The 22,034-nt window shown below is 71.2% G+C and carries 22 protein-coding genes; 14 read left to right on the plus strand and 8 right to left on the minus strand.

Features of this window, described 5'->3' with window-relative positions; all coding sequences use genetic code 11:
* Positions 1-43 precede the first annotated feature (43 nt).
* The 4 genes from AB0I38_RS06320 (at position 44) to rny (ending at position 5,147) form a co-directional block, all read left to right on the plus strand.
* The gene (locus AB0I38_RS06320; protein ID WP_358462822.1) at positions 44-649 is read left to right on the plus strand and encodes a TetR/AcrR family transcriptional regulator; all 606 of its coding nucleotides are present in this window, start codon (positions 44-46) and stop codon (positions 647-649) included.
* Positions 646-1,398, plus strand: coding sequence for an ABC transporter ATP-binding protein (locus AB0I38_RS06325; protein ID WP_358462825.1), 753 nt, complete (start codon positions 646-648; stop codon positions 1,396-1,398). Before AB0I38_RS06320 ends, AB0I38_RS06325 begins: the two co-directional genes overlap by 4 nt.
* The gene (locus tag AB0I38_RS06330; RefSeq protein WP_358462828.1) at positions 1,389-3,158 is read left to right on the plus strand and encodes a hypothetical protein; all 1,770 of its coding nucleotides are present in this window, start codon (positions 1,389-1,391) and stop codon (positions 3,156-3,158) included. Before AB0I38_RS06325 ends, AB0I38_RS06330 begins: the two co-directional genes overlap by 10 nt.
* A 360-nt stretch (positions 3,159-3,518) precedes the next feature.
* On the plus strand, positions 3,519-5,147 hold the full coding sequence (gene rny, locus AB0I38_RS06335) for a ribonuclease Y (protein WP_358462831.1): 1,629 nt from the start codon (positions 3,519-3,521) through the stop codon (positions 5,145-5,147).
* A gap of 9 nt (positions 5,148-5,156) precedes the next feature.
* Here rny and AB0I38_RS06340 read toward each other — a convergent pair whose 3' ends face one another.
* The 5 genes from AB0I38_RS06340 to AB0I38_RS06360 form a co-directional block, all read right to left on the minus strand.
* Positions 5,157-7,115, minus strand: a complete 1,959-nt coding sequence (locus AB0I38_RS06340; RefSeq protein ID WP_358462834.1) for a S9 family peptidase — start codon at positions 7,113-7,115, stop codon at positions 5,157-5,159.
* Between the two features lie 69 nt (positions 7,116-7,184).
* The gene (locus AB0I38_RS06345; RefSeq protein WP_358462837.1) at positions 7,185-8,078 is read right to left on the minus strand and encodes an amino acid ABC transporter permease; all 894 of its coding nucleotides are present in this window, start codon (positions 8,076-8,078) and stop codon (positions 7,185-7,187) included.
* Complete coding sequence (locus AB0I38_RS06350) at positions 8,075-8,743, minus strand: amino acid ABC transporter permease (RefSeq protein ID WP_358462840.1); 669 nt, start codon at positions 8,741-8,743, stop codon at positions 8,075-8,077. The genes AB0I38_RS06345 and AB0I38_RS06350 overlap by 4 nt, the downstream gene beginning before the upstream one ends.
* A gap of 58 nt (positions 8,744-8,801) precedes the next feature.
* Entirely contained in the window at positions 8,802-9,662 is an 861-nt protein-coding gene (locus AB0I38_RS06355; RefSeq protein ID WP_358462843.1) for a glutamate ABC transporter substrate-binding protein, read from the minus strand.
* 18 nt (positions 9,663-9,680) lie between these two features.
* A complete protein-coding gene (locus AB0I38_RS06360; protein WP_358462846.1) occupies positions 9,681-10,436 on the minus strand; it encodes an amino acid ABC transporter ATP-binding protein in 756 nt (251 codons plus the stop codon).
* Between the two features lie 135 nt (positions 10,437-10,571).
* Here AB0I38_RS06360 and miaB point away from each other — a divergent pair, with 135 nt between their 5' ends.
* Entirely contained in the window at positions 10,572-12,062 is a 1,491-nt protein-coding gene (miaB, locus tag AB0I38_RS06365) for a tRNA (N6-isopentenyl adenosine(37)-C2)-methylthiotransferase MiaB (protein ID WP_358462848.1), read from the plus strand.
* A 153-nt stretch (positions 12,063-12,215) separates the two neighbouring features.
* On the opposite strand, the gene AB0I38_RS06370 is transcribed toward miaB, so the two are convergent.
* Positions 12,216-12,872 carry a hypothetical protein gene (locus tag AB0I38_RS06370; RefSeq protein WP_358462851.1) on the minus strand — a complete coding sequence of 219 codons (657 nt, stop codon included), beginning with the start codon at positions 12,870-12,872 and terminating at the stop codon, positions 12,216-12,218.
* A gap of 173 nt (positions 12,873-13,045) precedes the next feature.
* Here AB0I38_RS06370 and AB0I38_RS06375 point away from each other — a divergent pair, with 173 nt between their 5' ends.
* The 4 genes from AB0I38_RS06375 to AB0I38_RS06390 all read left to right on the plus strand — a co-directional run bounded on the left by AB0I38_RS06375 (position 13,046) and on the right by AB0I38_RS06390 (position 15,251).
* Complete coding sequence (locus AB0I38_RS06375) at positions 13,046-13,573, plus strand: hypothetical protein (RefSeq protein ID WP_358462854.1); 528 nt, start codon at positions 13,046-13,048, stop codon at positions 13,571-13,573.
* The gene (locus AB0I38_RS06380; RefSeq protein ID WP_358462857.1) at positions 13,552-13,716 is read left to right on the plus strand and encodes a hypothetical protein; all 165 of its coding nucleotides are present in this window, start codon (positions 13,552-13,554) and stop codon (positions 13,714-13,716) included. The genes AB0I38_RS06375 and AB0I38_RS06380 overlap by 22 nt, the downstream gene beginning before the upstream one ends.
* 104 nt (positions 13,717-13,820) lie before the next feature.
* Positions 13,821-14,564 carry an isocitrate lyase/PEP mutase family protein gene (locus tag AB0I38_RS06385; RefSeq protein WP_358462860.1) on the plus strand — a complete coding sequence of 248 codons (744 nt, stop codon included), beginning with the start codon at positions 13,821-13,823 and terminating at the stop codon, positions 14,562-14,564.
* Positions 14,565-14,579: 15 nt separating this feature from the next.
* Positions 14,580-15,251 carry a hypothetical protein gene (locus AB0I38_RS06390; RefSeq protein WP_358462863.1) on the plus strand — a complete coding sequence of 224 codons (672 nt, stop codon included), beginning with the start codon at positions 14,580-14,582 and terminating at the stop codon, positions 15,249-15,251.
* A 133-nt stretch (positions 15,252-15,384) separates the two neighbouring features.
* Here AB0I38_RS06390 and AB0I38_RS06395 read toward each other — a convergent pair whose 3' ends face one another.
* The gene (locus AB0I38_RS06395) at positions 15,385-16,299 is read right to left on the minus strand and encodes a ribonuclease Z (RefSeq protein WP_358462866.1); all 915 of its coding nucleotides are present in this window, start codon (positions 16,297-16,299) and stop codon (positions 15,385-15,387) included.
* A gap of 116 nt (positions 16,300-16,415) precedes the next feature.
* On the opposite strand from AB0I38_RS06395, the gene AB0I38_RS06400 reads away from it, so the two are divergent.
* A complete protein-coding gene (locus AB0I38_RS06400; protein WP_358462869.1) occupies positions 16,416-16,928 on the plus strand; it encodes a methylated-DNA--[protein]-cysteine S-methyltransferase in 513 nt (170 codons plus the stop codon).
* 4 nt (positions 16,929-16,932) lie between these two features.
* On the opposite strand, the gene AB0I38_RS06405 is transcribed toward AB0I38_RS06400, so the two are convergent.
* A complete protein-coding gene (locus AB0I38_RS06405) occupies positions 16,933-17,124 on the minus strand; it encodes a hypothetical protein (RefSeq protein WP_358462871.1) in 192 nt (63 codons plus the stop codon).
* Positions 17,125-17,206: 82 nt separating this feature from the next.
* Here AB0I38_RS06405 and miaA point away from each other — a divergent pair, with 82 nt between their 5' ends.
* From miaA to AB0I38_RS06425, 4 genes are read left to right on the plus strand one after another with little or no spacing between them, the layout of a single operon-like run.
* Positions 17,207-18,112, plus strand: coding sequence for a tRNA (adenosine(37)-N6)-dimethylallyltransferase MiaA (miaA, locus tag AB0I38_RS06410; RefSeq protein WP_358462874.1), 906 nt, complete (start codon positions 17,207-17,209; stop codon positions 18,110-18,112).
* Positions 18,113-18,121: 9 nt separating this feature from the next.
* Complete coding sequence (dapF, locus tag AB0I38_RS06415) at positions 18,122-18,934, plus strand: diaminopimelate epimerase (protein ID WP_358462877.1); 813 nt, start codon at positions 18,122-18,124, stop codon at positions 18,932-18,934.
* A 48-nt stretch (positions 18,935-18,982) separates the two neighbouring features.
* The gene (locus tag AB0I38_RS06420) at positions 18,983-19,738 is read left to right on the plus strand and encodes an SCO6745 family protein (protein WP_358462880.1); all 756 of its coding nucleotides are present in this window, start codon (positions 18,983-18,985) and stop codon (positions 19,736-19,738) included.
* Between the two features lie 19 nt (positions 19,739-19,757).
* Complete coding sequence (locus AB0I38_RS06425; RefSeq protein WP_358462882.1) at positions 19,758-22,034, plus strand: tetratricopeptide repeat protein; 2,277 nt, start codon at positions 19,758-19,760, stop codon at positions 22,032-22,034.

Here is a 22,034-nt window from a genome sequence, read left to right on the forward strand (position 1 = left end):
TGGACGGCGAGACCATTTTGAACGACCGTTTAAACTTTTGAACGTGGCATCAGAAAGCCGGACGTTCATCGAGGAGGCACGCCGGGCGCAGATCATCACCTGTGCCATCGAGGTGCTCGCCACGCAGGGCTACGCGCGGACGTCCCTGGCTCGGGTCGCCCGTCTGGCGAAGATCAGCACCGGCGTGATCCCCTACCACTTCGGCGGCAAGGCACAGCTCATCCAGGCCGTCGTCGCGGAGGTAGCCCGGCTGGCCACGGACATGATGGTGCCGCGGATCCTGGCCCAGCCCACCGCCACCGAGGGGCTGCGGGCGTACATCGAGGGCAATCTCGAGTTCATGCGCCTGCACCGCAAGCCGCTGCTCGCGCTGATGGAGATCGTCACGCACGAGCGAGGCGACGGCGGCGGTCCGGGGCCGTACGACGAGCAGGCGGAGATCGCCATCGCCGACTTGGAGAAGCTGCTCGGCTGGGGGAAGCGCACCGGCGAGTTCCGCGATCTGGACCCGCACAGCATGGCCGTCATCATCCGCGGCGCCATCGACGCGGTGCCCGGCCGGCTCGTCCGCGACCCCCACCTCGACCTCGACCCGCTCATCCGCGAACTGGTCACCACGTTCGCCATCGCCACCAGGAGACAGCGTTGACAGACGCATTGAACATCGCCGGATTAGCGAAGACGTTCGGTGAGAACATCGCCGTGGATCACGTCGACCTGACGGTCCCCCAGGGATCCTTCTACGGACTGGTCGGCCAGAACGGAGCGGGCAAGACGACCACGCTGGCCATGGCGGTCGGCCTGCTGCGGCCCGACGCCGGCACCGCGCACATCTTCGGCACCGACGTGTGGGCCGATCCTGCGCGTGCCAAGGCGCTGGTCGGCGTGCTTCCCGACGGGCTGGCCATGCCCGAGCGGCTTACGGGCCGTGAGGTGCTCACCTATCTCGGCCTGCTGCGCGGTCTGAGCGAGGACGTGGTGGCCGAGCGAGCGACCGAACTGCTGGCCGTGCTGGAGCTGGACGACGCGGAGAAGACTCTCGTCATCGAGTACTCCACCGGCATGCGGAAGAAGATCGGGTTGGCCACCGCGCTACTGCACGCGCCCAGGCTGCTGGTGCTGGACGAGCCGTTCGAAGCGGTGGACCCGGTGTCGGCGGCGACGATCAAGACGATTCTGCGCGGGTTCGTCGAGGGCGGTGGCTCCATCGTGCTGTCCAGCCACGTGATGGCGCTGGTGGAGCAGCTCTGCGACCACGTCGCCGTGATCGACAAGGGGCGCGTGGCCGCCGCGGGCCCGCTGGCCGAGATACGCGGTGACGCGACGCTCGAGGACAGGTTCGTGGCGCTGGTCGGCTTCTCCTCCACCCCCGGCACCAAGGGGCTGTCGTGGCTGTAACGATGACCATGGTCAGGATGAAGGTGGCGATCCTGCGCCATGCGATGACCGGCCAGCAGGGCGGCATGGCGGCCACGGCGGGTTCGGCCGGAGCGGTGCTGGCGGCCGGCACGATCTTCCTGGCGTTCCAGGACGGCGACTGGCTCGCCGCCGCCTACGCCGTCTGGATGCTCGGCTGGGTCATCGGCCCCGTGTTCACGGGCGGTGGCGACGAGACGCTGCGCCCCGAGTTCTTCACTCTGCTCGGACTGCCGGCCCATCGGCTGGCCGCCGGCCTGCTCGTGGCGGCGTTCGTGGGCGTGGCGCCCGCGGTCAGTCTGCTGGCTCTGTCGGGGCTGGCCGTCCTCGGGGTACGGGAAGGCGTCGTCCCGGCGCTGGTGGCCGTACCCGCGATGCTCCTGCAACTCGCCGTGTTCGTCCTGTTGTCAAAGGTGACGGTCGCGGTGCTCGGCATCGCGCTGCGTTCCAGGATCGGGGCGATCGGCGCCGGGTTGATCAACGGTGTGATCCTGGCCTTCCTCGGCCAGGGCTGGGTGTTCGCGATCGCCTTCGGTCAGGGCGGGCAGATCCCGCCGATCGTGCGCTATCTGCCCTCCGGGTGGGGCGTGCTGGCCGTCCAGGGCGACTACGCGGCGCTCACCGCCATGGCGGCGCTGGTCGCGCTGCTGCTGGCCGCATGGGCGGCGCTGCTCAGCAAGAGGGCGGGCGCGACCCGGGTGTCGACACGCGGGCGCAGACCGATGCGGGCCCGCACGGCACGGCAGGCGGTGCTCGCCAAGGAGCTCCGCACCTGGAGCCGTGATCTGGTGCGCAACCATCAGCTGACGTTCGCGCTGGCCTATGGCGTGTCCTTCGCCGCCGCGCCGCTCATGCTCGGCTGGACCGGCATGCTGCCGTGGGCCGGGCCGATCTTCATCGTGATGGCCGCCGCGATGACCTCCAACCTCTACGGCACCGACGGCACCAGCCTCTGGCTCACCCTGATGACCCCGGGCGGGTCCGACGTGCGGGGCAGGCAGTGGGCCTGGCTGGTGGCCGTGGCTCCGGTGGCGCTGGTGCTGACGGTGGCCTTCACCGTGGTCGCGGGTGGCCCGTGGCCGATGGTCCTGGCCGTCACGGCCGCCCTGCTCGGCGGCGCTGCCGGAATGGTGCCGCTGGTCTCGGTGTACGCGCTGGTGCCGGGCACCGATCCGCAGCGGCGCGGCGGCAACCCGCTGCGGACGAGCGAGGACGACGGCGGGCTCACCGGCCTGGCGTACCTGATGCTGGTGCTCGTGGCGCTCACCGCCGTGCCCGCCGCGGTCGCGACGGCGGTGCTCGGCTGGCCGGGCGTGGCGGTCGGAGTGGTGACCGGCGCGCTGTGCGCCTGGGGGTTCGGCCTGCTGGCCGAGCGGCGGCTGGCCGCGCGGGGGCCCGAACTCCTCGACATGATGCGCACCGGCCGCCGCCCGGCTACCGCGATGACCTTCAAGCTGCCCGACATGCCCAAGGCCGCGCGCATCGTCACCATGCTCTGCTGGTCCTTCGGGGCGATCCCGCTGATTCCGCAGGGCATCCTGGCCGGCGTCTTCGTGGCGAACGGTCAGCTGGAGCACAGCTGGTTTCTGGCGACCTACATGCCGCCCGGGCTGCGCTGGCCGACGGCCATCGGCATGATCCTGCTCGGGCTCGCGTTGTACGGCACCGGACTGTGGATCCCGTCCAAGTACAAGACGAAGTCCACGCCGGGCCGGCTCGCCGATGTCGAGACGGCCCGATGAGGGGGCGGAGCCCGGATGTGCGGGCTTTTACGGAGATAGCCGCCCAATGGAGAGATGTCAGACCGTTAGACACGCTTGATAACTCGTTTGCTTGCTCGTGACCTGTTCGACGCATAACCTCGACGGCAGTGAGGAGTTACTCCGCGCAGTGCGGATTGCCATACCGGTGAACAACGGACGAGCGAGCTTGGTTGATCGAGACAGGCGAGGTGTCGGCTATCGGAGTCGACGCCCGGTCAGTCTTGGCTTGATATCCGTCGTGGTGATGACGCCGATCGGGCTTTCCGCGCCGCGCACGTGACCCCTCCCGTTTTGAGGCCGCGTTATGGGTGATGGGGACGCGAGGAGGGCGGGGCGCACATGGGGCCGCTTGTCGTGGTGCTTTCGGTGGCGGTGCTCCTGCTCACATTCGGAATGATCACCGCGCTGCTCGTCGTGGTCCGGCGCACCTCGGGCGGCGTCTCGGGTGGCCTCTCGCGGGGTGACGAGCCCAGCCCTGAGCAGGTGCAGGCCGTACACGAAGAGCTCGAACAGGCGCGTGCGGCGGCCGGGGAGATCCGCGACAAGGCCGAGTTCGACGCCGAGGAGATCCTGCGCAGGTCGGAGGCCGCGGCCGAGAGCGCGGCGCAGATGCGGCGCGAGGTCGAGCAGGAGAGCCGGATCCTCAAGGGCGAGCTCAAGGAGCTCAGGGCCGACCTCGAACGCAGGGAGACCCGGCTGGCCGAGCGCGAGCAGCGGCTGGACGAGGAGGCCCGGCGGCAGGCCGAACGTGACCGCAAGCTGGCCGAGACCGAGATCGAGCTGGCCGACCGGCGTTCCGAGCTGCTCAAGGTCGAGGAGGAGCGGCGGGTCATCCTGGAGCGGGTGGCCGGGCTCACGGGCGAGCAGGCCAAGGCGGAGCTGGTCAGGGAGATCGCCAACCAGGCCAAGCGCGAGGCCGCGCTGATCATCAGGGAGATCGAGGGTGAGGCGCGCAAGGAGGGCGAGAAGCGCGCCACCAAGATCGTGACCCTGGCCGTGCAGAGGGTGGCGGCGGAGCAGACGGCCGAGTCGGTCGTCAGCGTGCTGCACCTGCCCGGCGACGAGATGAAGGGCCGCATCATCGGCCGCGAGGGACGCAACATCAGGGCGTTCGAGTCGACCACCGGCGTCAACCTGATCATCGACGACACTCCCGAGGCTGTGCTGCTGTCCTGCTTCGACCCCGTACGCCGGGAGACCGCCAGGCTCACCCTGGAAAAACTGGTCCTCGACGGCCGGATCCACCCGCAGCGCATCGAGGAGGCCCACGAACGCAGCCGGGCCGAGGTCCAGGACCTGTGCGCCCGAGCGGGCGAGGACGCCCTGGTCGAGCTCGGCATCACCGACATGCACCCTGAGCTGACCCTGCTGCTCGGCCAGCTCAGATACCGCACCTCCTATGGCCAGAACGTTCTCAAGCACCTCATCGAGTCCGCGCACATCGCCGGCATCATGGCCGCCGAGCTCAAGATGGACCAGACGCTGCTGAAGCGCTGCGCCCTCCTGCACGACATCGGCAAGGCGCTCACCCATGAGGTCGAGGGCAGCCACGCGCTGATCGGCGCCGAGATCGCCCGCCGTTACGGCGAGCAGGAGGACGTGGTGCACGCCATCGAGGCCCACCACAACGAGGTCGAGGTCCGCACCGTCGAGGCGGTGCTCACCCAGGCGGCCGACGCGATCTCCGGCAGCCGCCCGGGCGCCCGCCGTGAGTCGCTGGAGGCGTACGTCAAGCGGCTGGAACGCCTGGAGGAGATCGCGCAGTCCTACGAGGGTGTCGAGAAGGTCTTCGCCATGCAGGCCGGCCGGGAGATCCGGGTGATGGTCAAGCCCGACGCCATCGACGACATCCAGGCCCAGGTCATCGCCCGCGACGTGGCCAAGCAGGTCGAGGAGGAGCTGACCTACCCGGGTCAGATCCGCATCACGGTCGTGCGCGAGTCGCGCGCCACCGAGTTCGCCCGCTGACGCCCCGGGTCAGCTGAAAAGCTGCTGGTAGAAGGCCAGCTCAGCGGCCAGGGCGGCGGCGCGCGTCTCGGTGCGGCGAAACCCGTGGCCCTCACCCTCGAACGCCAGGTAGGTGCAGGGGACGCCGCGCTCCGACAGCGCCTCGGCGAACGCGGCCGACTGCTCGGGCGGCACGATCGGATCGTCGAGCCCCTGCAGCAGCAGCATCGGGCAGGACACTCCGTCGACCAGGGCGAGCGGCTCGCGCGACGCGTAGACCTGGGGGTCTTCGGGGCCGACGAGCCACTCCACGTAGCGCGACTCGAAGTCGTGGGTGTGGGCGTTGAGCGGCCCCAGCGCGCTGACCCCGTAGTAGGACACTCCTCCCGCGAACGCGCCGGACCGGCAGCAGGCGGCCATCACCGTCCAGCCTCCGGCACTGGCGCCGCGCACGGCGATGCGCTCCGGGTCGGCCAGCCCTTCGGCGGCCAGCCACTCGGCCGCCGCGATGGTGTCCTCCACGTCGACCACGCCCCACTGGCCCCTGAGCCGGTCGCGGTAGGCCCGCCCGTGACCGGTCGACCCGCCGTAGTCGACGTCCAGCACGCCGATGCCGCGCGAGGTGAGCAGTGCCTTCTCCAGGTCGAGCGCGGTGTCGGCGTGTGCGGTGGGGCCGCTGTGCGCGAAGATCACGTAGGGCGGAGCCTCCCGCGCCTCGGCGACCGGATTGGCCGGCGGGTAGAGGTAGGCGTGCGCGCGCCGCCCGAACCGCCCGCTCAGCTCCACCGGCCGCGGCGACGGCAGGTAGGCGACGTCGGGCAGCTCCTCGATGTCGCGCCTGAGCCCTTCGACCCGGCCCGTCACGGTGTCGACCCGGACGATCGACCTGGGCACCGCCGGACCGTAGCCGGTCCCGACCAATGTCGTGCCGTCGGTGGCCAGCGCGGGATCCCACCCGGTGTAGGGCGCGTCGAGATCGGTGAGCCGTCCGGTGCCGGGGTCGAGCAGGCCCAGCCGCAGGTCGCCGCGCCCGTGCAGCACCGCGAGCCGCCCGTCGCCCAGCACGATGTACGGCAGGCCGCCCAGCTGCCACGGCGGCCAGGCGAACTCCTCCTCGGCCGGGTGGAGCGCCCGGGACGAGGTGCCGTGGATGCCGAGCTGGTAGAGGTTCCACCAGCCGGACCGGTCGGAGATCAGGTAGAGGTGCCTGTCGTCCTTCCACTGCGGCGCCAGCACCGACTCCGCCGTGCCGCCCGTGACCGTCCACGAGGCGCCGTCGTCAAGACGGGTGACGCGCAGCTCGGTGCCGTTCCACGGCATGCGCGGATGGTTCCAGCAGAGGTAGGCCAGGTGCCGGCCGTCGGGGGAGAGTGCGGGGCAGGCGTAGAAGTCGGCTCCGGTGGCCCACTCGCGGGCCTCGCCGCCCGACAGGGGGAAGGAGACGATGGACCGGGTGATCTTGCCGTCGTCGTGGTGGCGCTCGCGTACGCACCACACCTGGCCGTCGCGGACGAGCAGGTCGGCGTAGCGGGAGCCGTCGCCGACCGGCGTGATCGCCACGGGCTCGCCGCCGGTCGAACCGGCTGGACCGAGCGCGGCGGCCGGTTGGAACGCACCGCCAGGACCGAGCACGGTGGCCCGATGGAGCGCGCCGGGTGAACCGGGCGCGCCGGGCGGGCTGAGCCGGTCGGGGCAGGGGAGGAGGTAGAGGCGCTGGTCGGCGAGGTTGGCGAAGACCACGTCGCCCTCGGGGGTCACGTCGTAGGGGCGGCCGCCGTACTCGTGGACCCGGGTGCGGGCGCTCCACGGCGCGCGCAGCAGCTCCCGGCGGGTGCCGTCGGCGGCGCGGCGCACGATCGTGGTGCGGCCGCCCTCGTCGGGGCGGTCCTCCACCCACCACACCTGGCCGCCGAGCGCTCTGGGCCAGCCCAGGCGGAGCCCGGAACGGGCGACGTCAGTGGTGGAGACGGGGGACGGCCAGAAGGGCATGGCTGAATCCTGCCGGAAGATCGGCGGGTGTGCGGGGCGGTCACCTCACTCGATGACCACCCCGCGAGGTCAGCTGAGCCCCGCTGCACTTCCGGAGGCCGTGTGGTCCAGCCCGACCGCGCCGGGGGGCGTGATCGGCGTCGCCGCGGACTTGCGGCTGCGGCGGCTGCGCCGCTCCAGCCTGGTCGCCAGATAGCTCAACAGCAGGTTGAGCGTCACGTAGATGGTGCCAATGACGATGGCCGCCGGGATCAGCGAGCCGAAGAAGGCGGCCGGCAGGATCTTGAAGCCGGTGTTGAGCAGGTCGACGTAGGCGATGATGTAGCCGAGCGCGGTGTCCTTGAGCAGGACCACGAGCTGGCTGACGATCGCCGGCATCATCGCCGTGACCGCCTGTGGCAGCAGCACCAGCCGCATCACCTGGTTCTTGCGCATGCCCACCGCGTAGGCCGCCTCGGACTGGCCCTTGGCGACGGCGTTGACACCCGCTCTGACCACCTCGGCCAGGACCGACCCGTTGTAGAGCGTCAGGCCGAGCACCACCGCGGCGAACGCGTAGTCGCCGCCGCCGAACAGGGTCGGCGCGAGGTAGAAGATGAAGAAGATCAGCAGCAGCAGCGGGATGGCCCGGAAGACCTCCACCACCAGCCCCGCCGGGACCCGGATCCAGGCGTGGTCGGAGAGCCTGGCCAGGCCGAAGACCGCGCCGAAGGCCAGGGCGAGCACCGCGGCCACCGCGGCGGCCTTCAGCGTGCCGATGAGGCCGGGGATGATGAAGAACTCCCAGGTCTCGGCCTCCAGGAACGGCTGCCAGATCTTGCCCTCGAACTGGCCCTTGGCGTCGAAGCCCCGGTAGACGCCGTAGACGGCGGCGCCGACCGCCACGATGCTGACCAGCGTGAGGAGATGGTTGCGCACTCTCGTGCGCGGCCCAGGGGCGTCGAACAGGACAGAGGTGCTCATCGGACCACCGCCAGGCGTCGGGCCAGCCAGCCGGTGTAGTAGCCGATCGGCAGGGTGAGGACCATGAAGGCCACGACGATTCCGAGGAAGATCGGGATCGAGGCTCCGGTGGTGTCGAACGTCTCCTTCATCACGGCCGCGGCGTCGGCGAGGTAGCCGCCGGCGGTGGCGACCGTGGTGTTCTTGATCATCGCGATCATCACGCTGCCCAGCGGCGCGACGACCGCCCGGAACGCCTGCGGCAGGATGATCAGCGTCAGCGACTGGAAGAAGGTCAGCCCGATCGCCCGGGCCGCCTCCGCCTGCCCCAGCGGCACCGTGTTGATGCCGGCGCGCAGCGCCTCGCACACGAAGGCCGAGGTGTAGACCGCCAGGCCCAGCGCGACGATCCAGAACGAGTTGGTCCTCGGCACGCCGGAGAAGACGAGGCCGAGCGTGTCGCTCAGGCCGAGCGCGGAGAAGGCCAGGACCAGGGTCAGCGGGGTGTTGCGCACCACGTTGACGTAGACGGTGCCCGCCGCGCGCAGCACCGGCGTCGGTGAGACCCGCATCGACACCAGGATCGTGCCGAGGAGGATAGAGACGACCCCGGCCACGAGGGAGAGCTTGACGTTCTCCAGGAACCCCTCCGCGAGGACGGGGGCGTACTTGATCAGTTCGTCCATCGTGCTCCACCGCATAGAAGGGCGGCGGCCGGGTCACCGACCGCCGCCTCTGGTGTGACTAGGCGCATCCCTCAGCCGGCGGAGCGGCCTCCGACACCTTCAGTCCATCGATGCCACCGAACCACTTGTCCAGCAGCTGCTTCATGGTGCCGTTGTCCCACAGCTTCTTCACCGCGGTGTTGACGGCCTCGCAGGTCTTGGTGTCGCCCTTCTTCAGGCCGACGCCGTACTTCTCGTCGGTGAAGCCCTGGCCCAGAACCTTGAAGTTGCCTCCGGCCTGCTTGGCGAAGCCCGCCAGGATCAGGTCGTCGGTGGTGACGGCGTCGAGGTTGCTGCCGGTCAGCTTCTGCACGCACTCGGAGTAGTTGGCGGCGTCGACCGTGGTGGCGTCGAGGCCGAGCTCACCGTCCGGGGGCCCTTCGGTGATCCGCTTGTAGGAGTTGGAGCCGGCCGCCTTGCAGATCTTCTTCCCCTTCAGGTCCTGAGGGGTGTTGATCGAGGTGTCGTCCTTGCGGACCATCACGTCCTGGTGGGCGATGACGTACGGCCCGCCGAAGGTGACCTTGCCCTTGCGCTCCTCCGTGATGGAGTAGGTGGCGACGACCAGGTCGACCGTGCCGTTGGCCAGGAACGGCTCACGGTTGGACGAGGCCGACTCCTTCCACTCGATCTCCACGTCCTTGCCGCCGGCCAGCTCCTTGACCAGGGCCTTGGCCACATCGACGTCGAAGCCCTCAGGCTCGGCGCCCTTCTTCAGGCCCAGGCTCGGCTGGTCCCACTTGGTGCCGACCACGATCTTGCCGGCCCCTTGGACCTTGTCGACCACGGTGGAGTAACTCTCGTCACCGCCGCCGCAGGCGGCCAGGCCGGCAACCAGGGCCGCGATGGAGAGCGCGGCTCCCATTCGACGCATGTGCATGTGTACCTACCTCAATAGTCAGTGCGTGAGGATCTTCGAGAGGAAGTCACGCGCTCGGTCGGTCTGCGCGTTGGTGAAAAACTCGTCGGGGGTGTTCTCCTCCACGATCTGTCCCTCGGCCATGAAGACCACCCGGTTGGCGGCCCGGCGGGCGAACCCCATCTCGTGGGTGACGACCATCATGGTCATCCCGTCACGGGCCAGCCCGACCATGACGTCGAGCACCTCCTGCACCATCTCGGGGTCCAGCGCGGAGGTCGGCTCGTCGAACAGGATCATCTTGGGATCCATGGCCAGTGCCCTGGCGATCGCGACCCGCTGCTGCTGGCCGCCGGAGAGCTGGGCAGGGTATTTGTCGGCCTGCGCCGCGATGCCGACCCGTTCGAGCAGCTCCATGGCCCGCTCGTCGGCCGGCTTCTTGGCCACGCGGCGAACTTTGAGCGGCCCCAGCGTGACGTTCTCGCGGATGGTCTTGTGCGCGAAGAGGTTGAACGACTGGAAGACCATGCCGACGTCGGAACGCAGCCTGGCCAGCGCCTTGCCCTCCTCGGGCAGCACCTCGCCGTCGAAGGTGATCGTGCCGCCGTCGATGGTCTCCAGCCGGTTGATCGCCCGGCACAGAGTGGACTTCCCACCGCCCGAAGGACCGATGACGACAAGGACCTCGCCACGGGAGACCGTCAGGTTGATGTCCTTCAGAACGTGGAGGGCCCCGAAGTGCTTGTTGACGTTCTCCAACTGGACCAGTGGAGTGACGTCCCCGTTCTCCGTCATGGTCAAAACCTAGGGGGCCTTAGGACGCTGGTCACTAACTGAGCGGTACCGATCCGATCACATCATGCCACCGAGCTGCTGTTTTATATCCTAGCGGCCGTCGCAGGACAGACAGCGACTACCCTGGGACATGCCATGACTGTGACCCAGGAGAGCGCCCGCACCTACGAAGTGCGCACATACGGGTGCCAGATGAACGTCCACGATTCAGAGCGGCTGTCAGGACTGCTGGAGGACGCCGGTTACGTCCGCGCGGCCGGTGGCGAGAGCGCCGACGTGGTCGTCTTCAACACCTGCGCGGTGCGCGAGAACGCCGACAACCGCCTCTACGGCAACCTCGGCCATCTCCGGCCCGCCAAGATGAGCAACCCCCGCATGCAGATCGCCGTGGGAGGCTGCCTGGCGCAGAAGGACCAGGGTGAGATCGTCCGCAAGGCGCCCTGGGTCGACGTGGTCTTCGGCACTCACAACATCGGCTCGCTGCCGGTGCTGCTGGAGCGGGCCCGCGTCGAGGGCGAGGCGCAGGTCGAGCTGAAGGAGTCGCTCGAGGTCTTCCCCTCGACGCTGCCCACCAAGCGCGAGTCGCCCTACGCGGCCTGGGTGGCCATCTCGGTCGGCTGCAACAACACGTGCACCTTCTGCATCGTGCCCTCGCTGCGCGGCAAGGAGAAGGACCGGCGACCCGGCGACGTCCTCGCCGAGGTCCGCGCCCTGGTCGACCAGGGGGTGCTGGAGGTCACCCTGCTCGGCCAGAACGTCAACACCTACGGCGTCGAGTTCGGCGACCGGCTGGCGTTCGGCAAGCTGCTGCGCGCCTGCGGTTCGGTCGAAGGGCTGGAGCGGGTCCGTTTCACCTCACCGCACCCGGCCGCGTTCACCGACGACGTGATCGCCGCGATGGCCGAGACGCCCAACGTCATGCACCAGCTCCACATGCCGCTGCAGTCGGGCTCCGACCGCGTGCTCAAGGTCATGCGCCGCTCCTACCGGGCCGAGCGCTACCTCGGCATCATCGAGCGGGTCCGCGCGGCCATGCCCGACGCGGCCATCTCCACCGACATCATCGTCGGCTTCCCCGGCGAGACCGAGGACGACTTCCAGGCCACCCTCGACGTCGTACGGCAGAGCCGCTTCGCCAACGCCTTCACCTTCCAGTACTCCATCCGTCCGGGCACCCCCGCGGCCACGATGGACGACCAGATCCCCAAGGAGGTCGTGCAGGAGCGATACGAGCGACTGGTCGCCCTGCAGGAGGAGATCTCCTGGGAGGAGAACAAGAAGCAGGTGGGGCGCACGCTGGAGGTGCTCGTCGCCGAGGGCGAGGGCCGCAAGGACGACGCCACCCGGCGGCTTTCGGGCCGGGCCTCCGACAACCGGCTCGTGCACTTCGCCGTCGGCGACGTGACGCCGCGGCCCGGCGACATGGTGACGGTCGAGGTCACCTACGCGGCGCCGCACCACCTGGTGGCGGACGGGGCGGTCCGGGAGGTGCGCCGCACCCGGGCCGGCGACGCCTGGGAGATCCGCCAGGGCGCCCCGGCCAAGGGCTCCGGTGTGCTCCTGGGCATGCCGTCCATCGGCCGTCCCGAGCCCGTGCCGGCGTCCGGCGGCTGCGCCGCCCACTGAGTCCGTGTGGTGCGCGGCGCTTGAGAGTTCGCCGCCCACTGAGTCCGTGCGTGGCGCTTTGAGAGTTCGTGGCTCACGAAGTCCGTGCGCGTGTGCGGCGCCTCAGAGTTCGCCGCTCTCGGAGTTCGCGCCGTGCGCGTTGAGCCGCAGGGGTCAGCGGTGGAGGCCGTCGAGCAACTGATCGCAGTACGGCCGGCGGAAGTCGTCGAAGGTGGCGCACGGATCCGCGCCCCGTATGGGGGGCGCGGGCGGCTCAGGTGGCGGTGTGCGCCTGGCCGTGACGGGCGGCTGGGTGGCGGCCGGACGCGCGGGCGCGGTCACGCTGGGGAGCGCCGGCAGCGCGACGGTGGGGGTCGGCTGGGTGGCGGCGGCGCGTGGTTGCGTGGGACCGGGTGCGAGCGACCCGGCAGGGCCCCGCTCCGTGGCCGCCGGTGTCGCGTCGCCGCCGCGAGCCGGAGGGATGACCGCGTCGGCGGCGTCCTCCTGCGGGAGGGCCTTGGCGGCGGTGGCCGCGGGCGGGGGGAGGGCCTCGAGCCAGCGGGTGACCGGAGCCGGGTGACCGCCGGACGAGACGGTGCGGACCTCGGCGGGGCGACCGGCCTGCCCGGCCGGACCCATGTGCTCGCCGGGAGTCGGGGCGGCGGGCGACGGGGCCGGATATCGCGCCTGCGGTGTCGGTGAGGGAATGCTCGATCCGCCGGAAAGCACGGCTTCCTGATCAATTATCGGCGCCTTTTCCGGGGCCGGCCGGGAGGTGCCGGTGAACGCGAGGAATATGCCGAGGCCGGCGATGGCGAGTACGCCGGCCACGCCCGTCACAGGCGCCAGGCGCCCCCGGCTACCTGGGCGAATGGATCTAGGGGAGGACAAGTCGTGATTCCTTTGTGATTGGTGCGCGAGCATTCCACTGCTGCGGCTAGTGTGGTCCAGCACCCGCGGAAGCCGGAGAGCTTTCCCGATACGACCGCAGGGAGTTGTCACCCATGCAGGATCCGACCGAGCCGGATCGCCAGGAGATTCTCACCGGGCCGGGCGATGCGCCCAGGTCCCCCCGGAAACGCAAGACCCTCGTCCTCGCCGCCTCGGCACTCGTGGCCGCCCTCGCCGCCGGTGGTGTCGGCTACACGCTGGCCGGCAACACCCCCGCCCAGGTCGGCCAGTCCGTCCAGCCCGCGCCGGCCCAGTCCACCGGCCAGGCCCCGGAGGAGGGCCAGGACACGGACGACGGCGCCACCGGCGACGCCACCACCGACGTCCCGCAGGACGGCACCGCCTCCGACGCCGCTACGGACACAGGCGCCGACACCGGCGGCCGCCCTGACGCGGGCCCGGCCGACGAGCCGGCCGACCGGGGCTCGGCGGGCACCGACGCCAAGCGCTCGACCAACGTCGGCACCGGCAAGAAGCCCACATCCTCGCCCAGCGCGCCTGTCGAGGAAGAACCGGCCGACAACCCGGCTGACGGTCCGGCGGGCCTGGTCGGCGGCGAATGCGCCAAGAGCGGCTGCTGACGGCCGCGCGGCGGCGAGTGCACCACGAGCGGCTGCTGACGGCCGCGTGGCGGCGAGTGCACCACGAGCGGCTGCTGACGGCCGCGTGGCGGCGAGTGTGTCAGGAACGGCTGCTGAGGGTCACGCGGCGGCCGATCCGCTGACGCGGCCACCTCCGTACGGCCGATCGGACACCCCCCAAATGGCTCCCCGTTTTCGGCCCTTACTGGACCTATGGCGAAGGCCACTTCGTCCGTAGGGTCCCGGTATGACCACTGACAGAGCCGCTGAGCTGCGTGATCTCCATGTGCCGGGAAAGCCGTTGATCCTGCCGAACGTCTGGGACGCGGCGTCCGCCCGTGCCGTCGTGGAGGCGGGGTTCCCCGTGGTCGCCACCGGGAGCGCCGCGGTCGCCGAGGTGCTCGGATACGACGACGGCGAGGCGACGCCGGCCGCGGAGATGATGGCCGCGATCGCCCGCGTCGCCCGGGCCGTCGAGGTGCCCGTCACCGCCGACGTGGAGCGCGGTTACCGGCTGCCGCCCGCGGACCTGGCCGAGCGGCTGATCGCCACGGGAGCCGTGGGCTGCAACCTGGAGGACACCGACCAGGCCACCGGCGCTTTGGTCGGCGTCGAGGAACAGGCCGCGTTCCTGGCCGCCGTACGTGCCGCCGCCGGACCGAGCCTGGTGATCAACGCCAGGGTGGACACCTACCTCCGGGGCGAGCGCGCCCGCGAGGCGGCTGTGGCACGGGCGCGGCGCTATCTGGAGGCGGGCGCCGACTGCGTCTACCCGATCGGCCTCGCTGACGAGAAGGAGATCGAAAGGCTCGTCGCCGAGGTCGAGGGCCCGGTCAACGTGCTGTTCCGGCCCGGGACACCCTCACTCGCCCGGCTGGCCGAGCTGGGAGTGGCGAGGATCAGCTTCGGGCACGGCCTGCACGCGGCCGCGCACGCCCATGCCCGCGCTCTGTTCCAGGCGGTCGCCGAGGGCCGCGACCCCTACGCGTAGGCATACCCTGGCGTTGTGCTTGCCGCCGCGGCCGTCTGCCCGCACCCGCCGTTGATCGTGCCCGAGCTGGCCGGCGCCGCCGCGCCCGAGCTGGACGAGCTGCGTTCGGCCTGCCGGGCCGCGATCACCGGGCTCCGCGCCGCCGACCCCGACCTGCTCGTCGTGGTGGGCGGCGCCGACTCCACCAGCCGCTACGACGGCGGGGCCGCGGGCACGCTGCGGCCCTGGGGCGCCGACGTCACAGTGGGCGGCGGCGACCCGGTGCTGCCGCTGTCGCTCACCATCGGCCGCTGGCTGCTGGAGGACCACGACGTGGCCGCCTTCCAGGCGGTGGCCTTCGACGCCGCCCCCGGCGACTGCCTGGCCCTGGGCGAGGACCTCGTCCGGGAGGGCCGGGTCGCGCTGCTGGTCATGGCCGACGGCTCCGCCCGCCTGACCGAGAAGGCGCCGGGCTACCACGATCCGGCGGCGCAGCCGTACAACGAGGCGATCGCCCGCGCCATCGCCGACGCCGACGTGTCCGCGCTCGCCCACCTCGACCCCGCCAAGGCCGACCGGCTGTGGGTGGCCGGGCGGGCCGCGCTCCAGGTGCTGGCGGGGGCGGCAGGCCAGGCTGACGTCGAGGGCCGCCTGCTGGCCGACCTCGCCCCCTACGGTGTCGGCTACTTCGTGGGCCTCTGGCGCTGACCGCGGCACGCCCCCCGGAACCGCCTTCTGAGTGGCTGCCGCTCACGGACGTCCGCCGGCTGATCGACCGGTGCGACCTGGTCAGCGGCACCGGCATCGCCGCCCTGCTCTACGTCCTGACCGAGAGGCAACGCTATGGGGCGGTGAAGTGGCGCCGGCGTTTGGGGACGGGGACGGTCATCAGGTCGCGGGCGAGGGTGACCGGGCCGTCGTAGCTCTGACGGACCTCGTCGAGGAAGGCGGGCTCGTTGGCGAAGCCGTAGCGTTCGGAGAAGTGGGTGAGGACCAGGTGGCGGGTGCGGGCCTCGGCGGCGACGAGGCCGGCCTGGTGCGCGGTGAGGTGGCCGAACTCCTTGGCGAAGGTGGCTTCCCCGGACAGGAAGGTCGACTCGATGATGAGAAGGTCGGTGCCGGCGGCGAGCTCGAAGACGGCGTCGCAGAGGCGGGTGTCCATGATGAAGGCGGCGCTCTGACCGGGCCGGGGGACGCTGCACTGGGCGAGGGTGACGCCCCGGACGGAGCCGCCGCGCTGCAGCTCGCCGACCTCGGGGCCGCGGATGCCGTGGGCGGCGAGCCGGTCAGGGAGCATGCGGCGGCCGGCGGGCTCCTGGAGCCGATAGCCGTAGGACTCGACGGGATGTGACAGGCGGCGGGCGGTGAGGGGGCCGATGGCGGCATGGTCGCCGGTCAGGGGGTGCTCGGTGATGACGGCGGTGTCGGCGAAGGCGGCGGCGTGGCGCAGGTTGCGCCAGTAGGTCTGGCCGGAGGCCGGGAAGACGGCCTGGACGGGGTGGCGCACCTTGTCGCGGGCGATGCGCTGGACGACGCCGGGCACGCCGAGACAGTGGTCGCCGTGGAAGTGGGTCACGCACAGCCAGTGCACGTCGCCGGCGCTGACCCCGGCGTGTGCCATCTGCCGCTGGGTGCCCTCACCCGGGTCGAACAGGAACCCCTGGCCGTCCCAGCGCAGCAGGTAGCCGTTGTGGTTGCGGCGCCGGGTCGGGACGGCACTGGCCGTGCCGAGCACCACGAGTTCACGAGATGACACGACCGCGATGCTAGACGTTCGGCAGGGACTTCGTCGCGTTCGCGCCCGCGAGCACCAGGCCATCGCGGGCGTACGATACGACCGGAATGCCGCGTACGACGAGATCACGTGAGGACATGATGGCCACGGTCGTGTTCGCCGAGCTGGCGACACCGGTGGGGCAGTTCGCGCTGGCCGTCACCGAGGACGGTCTGGCCGCGTCGGGATGGGGGTCGCGGGCGCGGCTGAGCGAACGTCTCGGCCTGCCCGAGGTGCACGACCCTGCCCGTACGGCCTCGGCCGTCGCGGAGCTTGACGCCTACTTCGCCGGTGACCTGCGGGTCTTCGAGACGCCCATCGACTGGCGGCTGACGTCGGGGTCACGGCGGCAGGTGCTCACGGCGCTGCACCGCGTCCCGTACGGCACGGCCGTGACCTACGGCGAGCTGGCCGGCCTCAGCGGGTCGCAAGTGCCGGCCCGCGGCATCGGCTCGATCATGGGTTCCAACCCGATCCCGATCGTGGTGCCGTGTCACCGGGTCGTGGCGGGCACCGGCCTCGGCGGTTTCAGTGGCGGCGAGGGTGTCGAGACGAAGCGCTGGCTGCTGACCCACGAGGGATACCTGCAGCCAACGCTTCTCGACCTCTGACCGGTCAGCCCTCCTCATCGCCGGTCTTGTCCTGGGCGGTCGGTCCCGTCTGGCCGCCGCCGGCGGTTTCCCCGCCGTGTCCGCGAGGCTCGCCGGGCATGTCGCCCGGCTTCTCCTGCCTGCTCTGCTTGGGGATGTGGTGCGCCTTCTCCTGAAGGCCGCCGATCATCTCCTTGACCTTGTCCAGAATCGACATCTGATCCCCCGATCAGTCGTCCCTGGCCGGCGCCAGGGCGCCGTCTGTCACCCCCTACCCCGACTCTTGGCACACTTACCGAGTGCGCCAGCAGCCAGTCATCGCCGTCGTGGGTCCCACCGCGGCCGGAAAGTCCGATCTCGCCGTGGACATCGCCCTCCGGCTCGGAGGTGAATGCGTCAACGCCGACTCGATGCAGCTTTACCGAGGCATGGACATCGGCACCGCCAAACTCTCCCTCGCCGAACAGCGGGGCGTCCCGCATCATCTGCTGGACGTCTGGGACGTCACGGTCACGGCCAGCGTGGCCGAATACCAGAAGCTGGTCAGGCCGCTCATCGAGTCGCTGCCGGTGCCCGTGCTCGTGGGCGGCAGCGGGCTGTACGTCCGGGCCGCGATCGACGACCTGCGGTTCCCGGGCACCGATCCGGAGATCAGAGCCAGGCTGGAGGCCGAGCTGGCCGAGACCGGTCCCGCACCACTTCACGAACGGCTCAGGCGGCAGGACCCGGCCGCCGCGGCGGCGATCCTGCCGAGCAACGGCCGCCGCATCGTCCGCGCGCTGGAGGTGATCGAGCACTCCGGCCGGCCGTTCTCGGCCACGATGCCGTCCTACCAGGCGGTCTGTCCCAGCGTGCAGATCGGGTTGCTGGTGCCGAGGCCCGAGCTCGACGAGCGGATCGCGGTCCGTGTCCGGCGCATGTGGGAGGCGGGGCTGGTCGAGGAGGTGCGGGGCCTGCTCGGGCAGGGCCTCGCGGAGGGCCGTACGGCCGGCCGAGCCCTTGGCTACGCGCAGGTGCTGAGATACCTGGAAGGGGAATGGACCGAGGAGGAGGCCCTGGAGGAGACGATCAGGGCCACCCGGCGATTCGCCCGGCGCCAGGAGTCGTGGTTCCGCCGTGACCCCCGGGTGCGCTGGCTGCCGTATGACGCTCCCGACCTGCTCGAACGATCCCTGGCGCAGATCGCCCGCCCTGACCCGGCATAAAATCCGAATATGCGCTTCCTCAAGGGCCACGGCACCGAGAACGACTTCGTCATCCTTCCCGACCCCGACGGCGAGCTGGACCTGCATCCCGCGCTCGTCGCCGCGATCTGCGACAGGAGGGCCGGCATCGGCGCCGACGGCGTGCTGCGCGTGATGCGGACCAAGCTCAGCCCCGAGGTCTCCGACCAGGCAGGCAAGGCCGAGTGGTTCATGGACTACCGCAACGCCGACGGCAGCATGGCCGAGATGTGCGGCAACGGCGCGCGGGTCTTCGCCCGCTACCTCGTCGAGGCGGGCCTGGCCGAGCCGGGCGAGTTCGCCGTGGCCACCAGGGGCGGCGTCCGGAGGGTGCGGCTCGGCGTCGACGGCGACATCGCGGTCGAGATGGGCAAGCCCGTCGTACACGGCCGGAGCGTCGCGGGCGTCGGTGGCCACGAGTACGAAGGCGTGCACGTCGACCTGGGCAACCCCCACCTGGCCTGTCCCATCGGCGACCCGGTCGTCCAGCTCGACCTCGGCCACCAGCCCGCGTTCGACCCGGGCGTCTTCCCGAGCGGCGTCAACATCGAGCTGTTCAACCCCGTCGGCGAGGCGCGCGTGGTCATGCGGGTCTTCGAGCGGGGCGTCGGCGAGACGCGTTCGTGCGGCACCGGCGCGGTCGCCACGGCCGTCGCCGCGGCGGGGCTGAGCGGCGAGACCACCGGCACCTGGACGGTGGAGGTGCCCGGCGGCACGCTCACGGTCACGCTGGAGGCCGAGACCAGCTATCTGTCCGGCCCCGCGGTGCTCGTCGCGTCCGGAAACCTGACGCTTGCAGAATGATGTTCTCCTGAGGGATGCTGAGTCCACTTTTTGAACTGAGAGGTGGACATGGCGGACCCACGCACCACGGCCAAGAGCGTGAAGGCGCCCATAGGCCAGCACGGCGGCGGCTTCATGGTCTCCAGGGAGGCCAAGGCGGTCTGCGAGGAGTACGGCCTCGGCGCGCGCGAGTTCTACTTCCGCGGCCGATGCGGAGTGCTCGGCGAGTGCGACGCCGACGTGGTCGCCTCGGTCGCGGTGTTCTTCCCGCCCGGCCACGTCGAGGAGAGCTGGAACGGCGGCCGCAAGCTGCCCGTGGACAAGGCGGTCGAGCTCTACACCGAGGTCTGCCATGCCTGGGGACGACGCAGGCTCGGCCACTTCGACGGCTGCGCCAGGATCGCCGAGCTGCTCGAACCCGTCGTCCGGCAGGCTTCGACGATCGGGGCGCCGCTGGCCGCCGGTTGGCGGGCGGTGCCGCTGCCCGACGATCCGCCCGCGCGGGCCACGCAGCTGATGCACGTCGTGCGGGAGTTGCGCGGCGGCCTGCACGCCAACCTGGTGATCGGGGCGGGGCTCGGGCCGCTGGAGGCCGCGCTCGCCACCGGGCACGACGCCACCCCGTTCGGGCAGGTGAGAGGCGTGGACATCGCGAGGTTCTTCCAGTGGCCCGAGCCCTATCCGACGCCGGGACCGGACACGGTCGCCCGCCGGGCGGCGGTGGAGGAGGCCACAGATGACCTGATGGCATCGGTATTTTCGGTTCTCAACGACACCGAATCGGACGAGCTCATCGAGCTTCTGCGTTTGGGGCACGCGCATTGACCTGGCAGACTGACCTGCCATGGACGTGGACATCTGGGCCTGGGTCGGCGAAACCCAGCAGCAGCTTTCTGAAGCGGGCAACGTGGGGCTCGCCATGGCGCTGGGAGACCTACCCGCACAGGCCTACGAGGGCCGTTTCCCGCAGCTCGACGTGATGGCCCCGGCCATCGCCCAGCAGGCGGAGGCCCTGGAGCTGCCCTGGCTCGAGTTCTACGCCCGCTACTGGCATCTGCTCGGCCGGGTCGGCGACCGTGCTCAGGGCGCGGTCGCGATCGGCGACGCGGAGCAGTTGCTGGCCTTCGCCCAGCGCGAGGGCGTGCGTGACTGCCCGTCCGCCCCGGCGGCCGTCGAGGCGCTCGCGATGGCGTGGACCAACGCCGACGGCCCCGGCTACGCCACCGAGCGGCTGGAGACGCTGGGCGCGGTCATCGAGGGCCTCCAGCCGGCCGACCCCGCCTACACCGGTCTGGTCACGCAGTACGTGGCCGCGCTCGTCGACGCGGGCAGGGCCACCGAGGCCGTCGGCTACGCCGAGGCCGCCGTCGAGCGGCTGCGCGCCGCAGACCGCCAGGCCAGCTGGGAGCTCGGCGCCGAGAGCGCCCGCGCGCTGCTCGCCGCCGGCCGCGCCGAGGACGCCCTCGCCGCGCTGCAGGCGGCGACCGACTTCCAGGCCGACGACCCGGTGGCCAAGCCCCGCCGCGACGGCGTGCGCCGCGCGTTGATCCTGGCCACGCTCGGCCGCACCGCCGAGGCCGTCGACGTGCTGCCCGACCTCGACGTGGTCGGCGAGCACCCGCGCTCCTGGGTCGAGTGGTCGGAGGCGGTAGCCAAGCTGGCCGGCTCCACCCAGATCACCAACACCTGGCAGCTCGGCCGGGTGCTGCGCCAGTGGATCGACTACTTCGGCATGATGGGCGGCTACCGCGCCCGGGTCGAGCTCGCGCTGATCGCCGGTGACCTGGCGCTGGCCAGGCAGGGCGCCTGGCAGGCCAGGCTGCTGGCCGACCTGGCCGACTCGGGCACCGCCGAGCTGCGTGAGAGCGAGGGCCTGGCCGAGCGCGTCGCGGCGCTGCGCGCCGCCGCCGACGCGACCGCCGAGCCGGAGGCGCCCGGTCCGCTCGACGAGCGGGTCGCCTACTTCGACGCCGCCGACGGCTACAACGCCGACCCCGAGCGGTGGGTCGGCTGGCTCGCCCCGCTCTCCGGCCAGGATCTCGAGACGACCCGACGGCACACCACCACGCTCGGCTACCTGGGCTACCCGGCGACGGGCGCCGACATCTACTGGAAGCGGCTGGTCGACTCCGGCGACATCGCCACCGCCGATCCCGAGGACATCGGCTACCTGACGGCGCTGCTCATCGAGGCGAGGCAGGACGAGCGGCTGGAGCAGATGGCCGCGATGCTCGCGCACGACCAGCAGCACCTCGCACTGGCCCGGCTGCACAGCGCCCGCGAGCGCTGGGCCGAGGCGCTGGACGCCGCCGAGCACGCCGTCGCCGCGGGGGCCGGCATCGAGGCCCGCCGCCTCGTCGCCGCCGCCGACCAGCAGCTCGACCAGAACGCCAGGGGCGCCGAGGTGCTGCACGAGGTCCTCGACGAGCTGACCGAGGAGGACGTCTGGCGCATGATCGTCATGGCCACCTCGGCCGAAGACTGGGACACCGTGCGCAAGGGCGCGGCCAAGATCGGCATGCCGGTCAAGTCGACCGAGGGCCCGATCGAGGAGGAGATGGGCCTCATCAGGGTCATCCTGCCCGCGCCCGACGGCGGCCAGCGCCAGGTGCTGTCCATCCGCACCGGGCCCGCCTCCGCCAGGCTGGCGCTGCCGCAGCCGCGCGGCATGGACTACAACGCCGGTGACCTGGTCGTGTTCGACCCGCAGTTGCTGGAGCCGGTCCCCGAGGACCCCGAGGAGCAGCAGAACTTCGTGCCGCCCTTCGCCGCGGTGCGCATCCTGCGGCCCGGCGGCTACACCAGCTACTTCTTCGACGGCGCCGCGCCGAGCGAGTCGGACTGGGCGGAGTTCACCGAGGTCATGGCCGAGCGGGGCTGGCCGATGTGGGTCTACAGCGACGAGAACTACACGGTCACCCACCCGACGGGCGGCGACCCGCTGCCGGGCGTGTTCGGCTGGGTCGCGGTGCCGCCCGACGTGTCGGCGGTCGAGGTCGACGCCCTGCTCGACGACGCCACCGAGCGCTGGTCGCACCCGCTGGCCTGGCTCGACCTGGCCCGCGAGGTCGACGTCGAGGTCGAGCGCCACGAGCGCATCGTCAAGGAGTACGGGCTCTGA

This window comes from Nonomuraea cavernae, from assembly GCF_040655715.1.
Taxonomy (GTDB): domain Bacteria; phylum Actinomycetota; class Actinomycetes; order Streptosporangiales; family Streptosporangiaceae; genus Nonomuraea; species Nonomuraea cavernae_A.

Bases quoted from the DNA above. Each gene is read 5' to 3' on its own strand.
- AB0I38_RS06425 (WP_358462882.1), top strand. From the start codon at position 19,758: ATGGACGTGGACATCTGGGCCTGGGTCGGCGAAACCCAGCAGCAGCTT.
- AB0I38_RS06380 (WP_358462857.1), top strand. From the start codon at position 13,552: ATGCGCCAAGAGCGGCTGCTGACGGCCGCGCGGCGGCGAGTGCACCAC.
- AB0I38_RS06420 (WP_358462880.1), top strand. From the start codon at position 18,983: ATGGCGGACCCACGCACCACGGCCAAGAGCGTGAAGGCGCCCATAGGC.
- rny (WP_358462831.1), top strand. From the start codon at position 3,519: ATGGGGCCGCTTGTCGTGGTGCTTTCGGTGGCGGTGCTCCTGCTCACA.
- dapF (WP_358462877.1), top strand. From the start codon at position 18,122: ATGCGCTTCCTCAAGGGCCACGGCACCGAGAACGACTTCGTCATCCTT.
- miaB (WP_358462848.1), top strand. From the start codon at position 10,572: ATGACTGTGACCCAGGAGAGCGCCCGCACCTACGAAGTGCGCACATAC.
- AB0I38_RS06360 (WP_358462846.1), bottom strand. From the start codon at position 10,436: ATGACGGAGAACGGGGACGTCACTCCACTGGTCCAGTTGGAGAACGTC.
- AB0I38_RS06375 (WP_358462854.1), top strand. From the start codon at position 13,046: ATGCAGGATCCGACCGAGCCGGATCGCCAGGAGATTCTCACCGGGCCG.
- AB0I38_RS06340 (WP_358462834.1), bottom strand. From the start codon at position 7,115: ATGCCCTTCTGGCCGTCCCCCGTCTCCACCACTGACGTCGCCCGTTCC.
- AB0I38_RS06385 (WP_358462860.1), top strand. From the start codon at position 13,821: ATGACCACTGACAGAGCCGCTGAGCTGCGTGATCTCCATGTGCCGGGA.
- AB0I38_RS06350 (WP_358462840.1), bottom strand. From the start codon at position 8,743: ATGGACGAACTGATCAAGTACGCCCCCGTCCTCGCGGAGGGGTTCCTG.
- AB0I38_RS06355 (WP_358462843.1), bottom strand. From the start codon at position 9,662: ATGCACATGCGTCGAATGGGAGCCGCGCTCTCCATCGCGGCCCTGGTT.
- AB0I38_RS06400 (WP_358462869.1), top strand. From the start codon at position 16,416: ATGATGGCCACGGTCGTGTTCGCCGAGCTGGCGACACCGGTGGGGCAG.
- AB0I38_RS06405 (WP_358462871.1), bottom strand. From the start codon at position 17,124: ATGTCGATTCTGGACAAGGTCAAGGAGATGATCGGCGGCCTTCAGGAG.
- AB0I38_RS06345 (WP_358462837.1), bottom strand. From the start codon at position 8,078: ATGAGCACCTCTGTCCTGTTCGACGCCCCTGGGCCGCGCACGAGAGTG.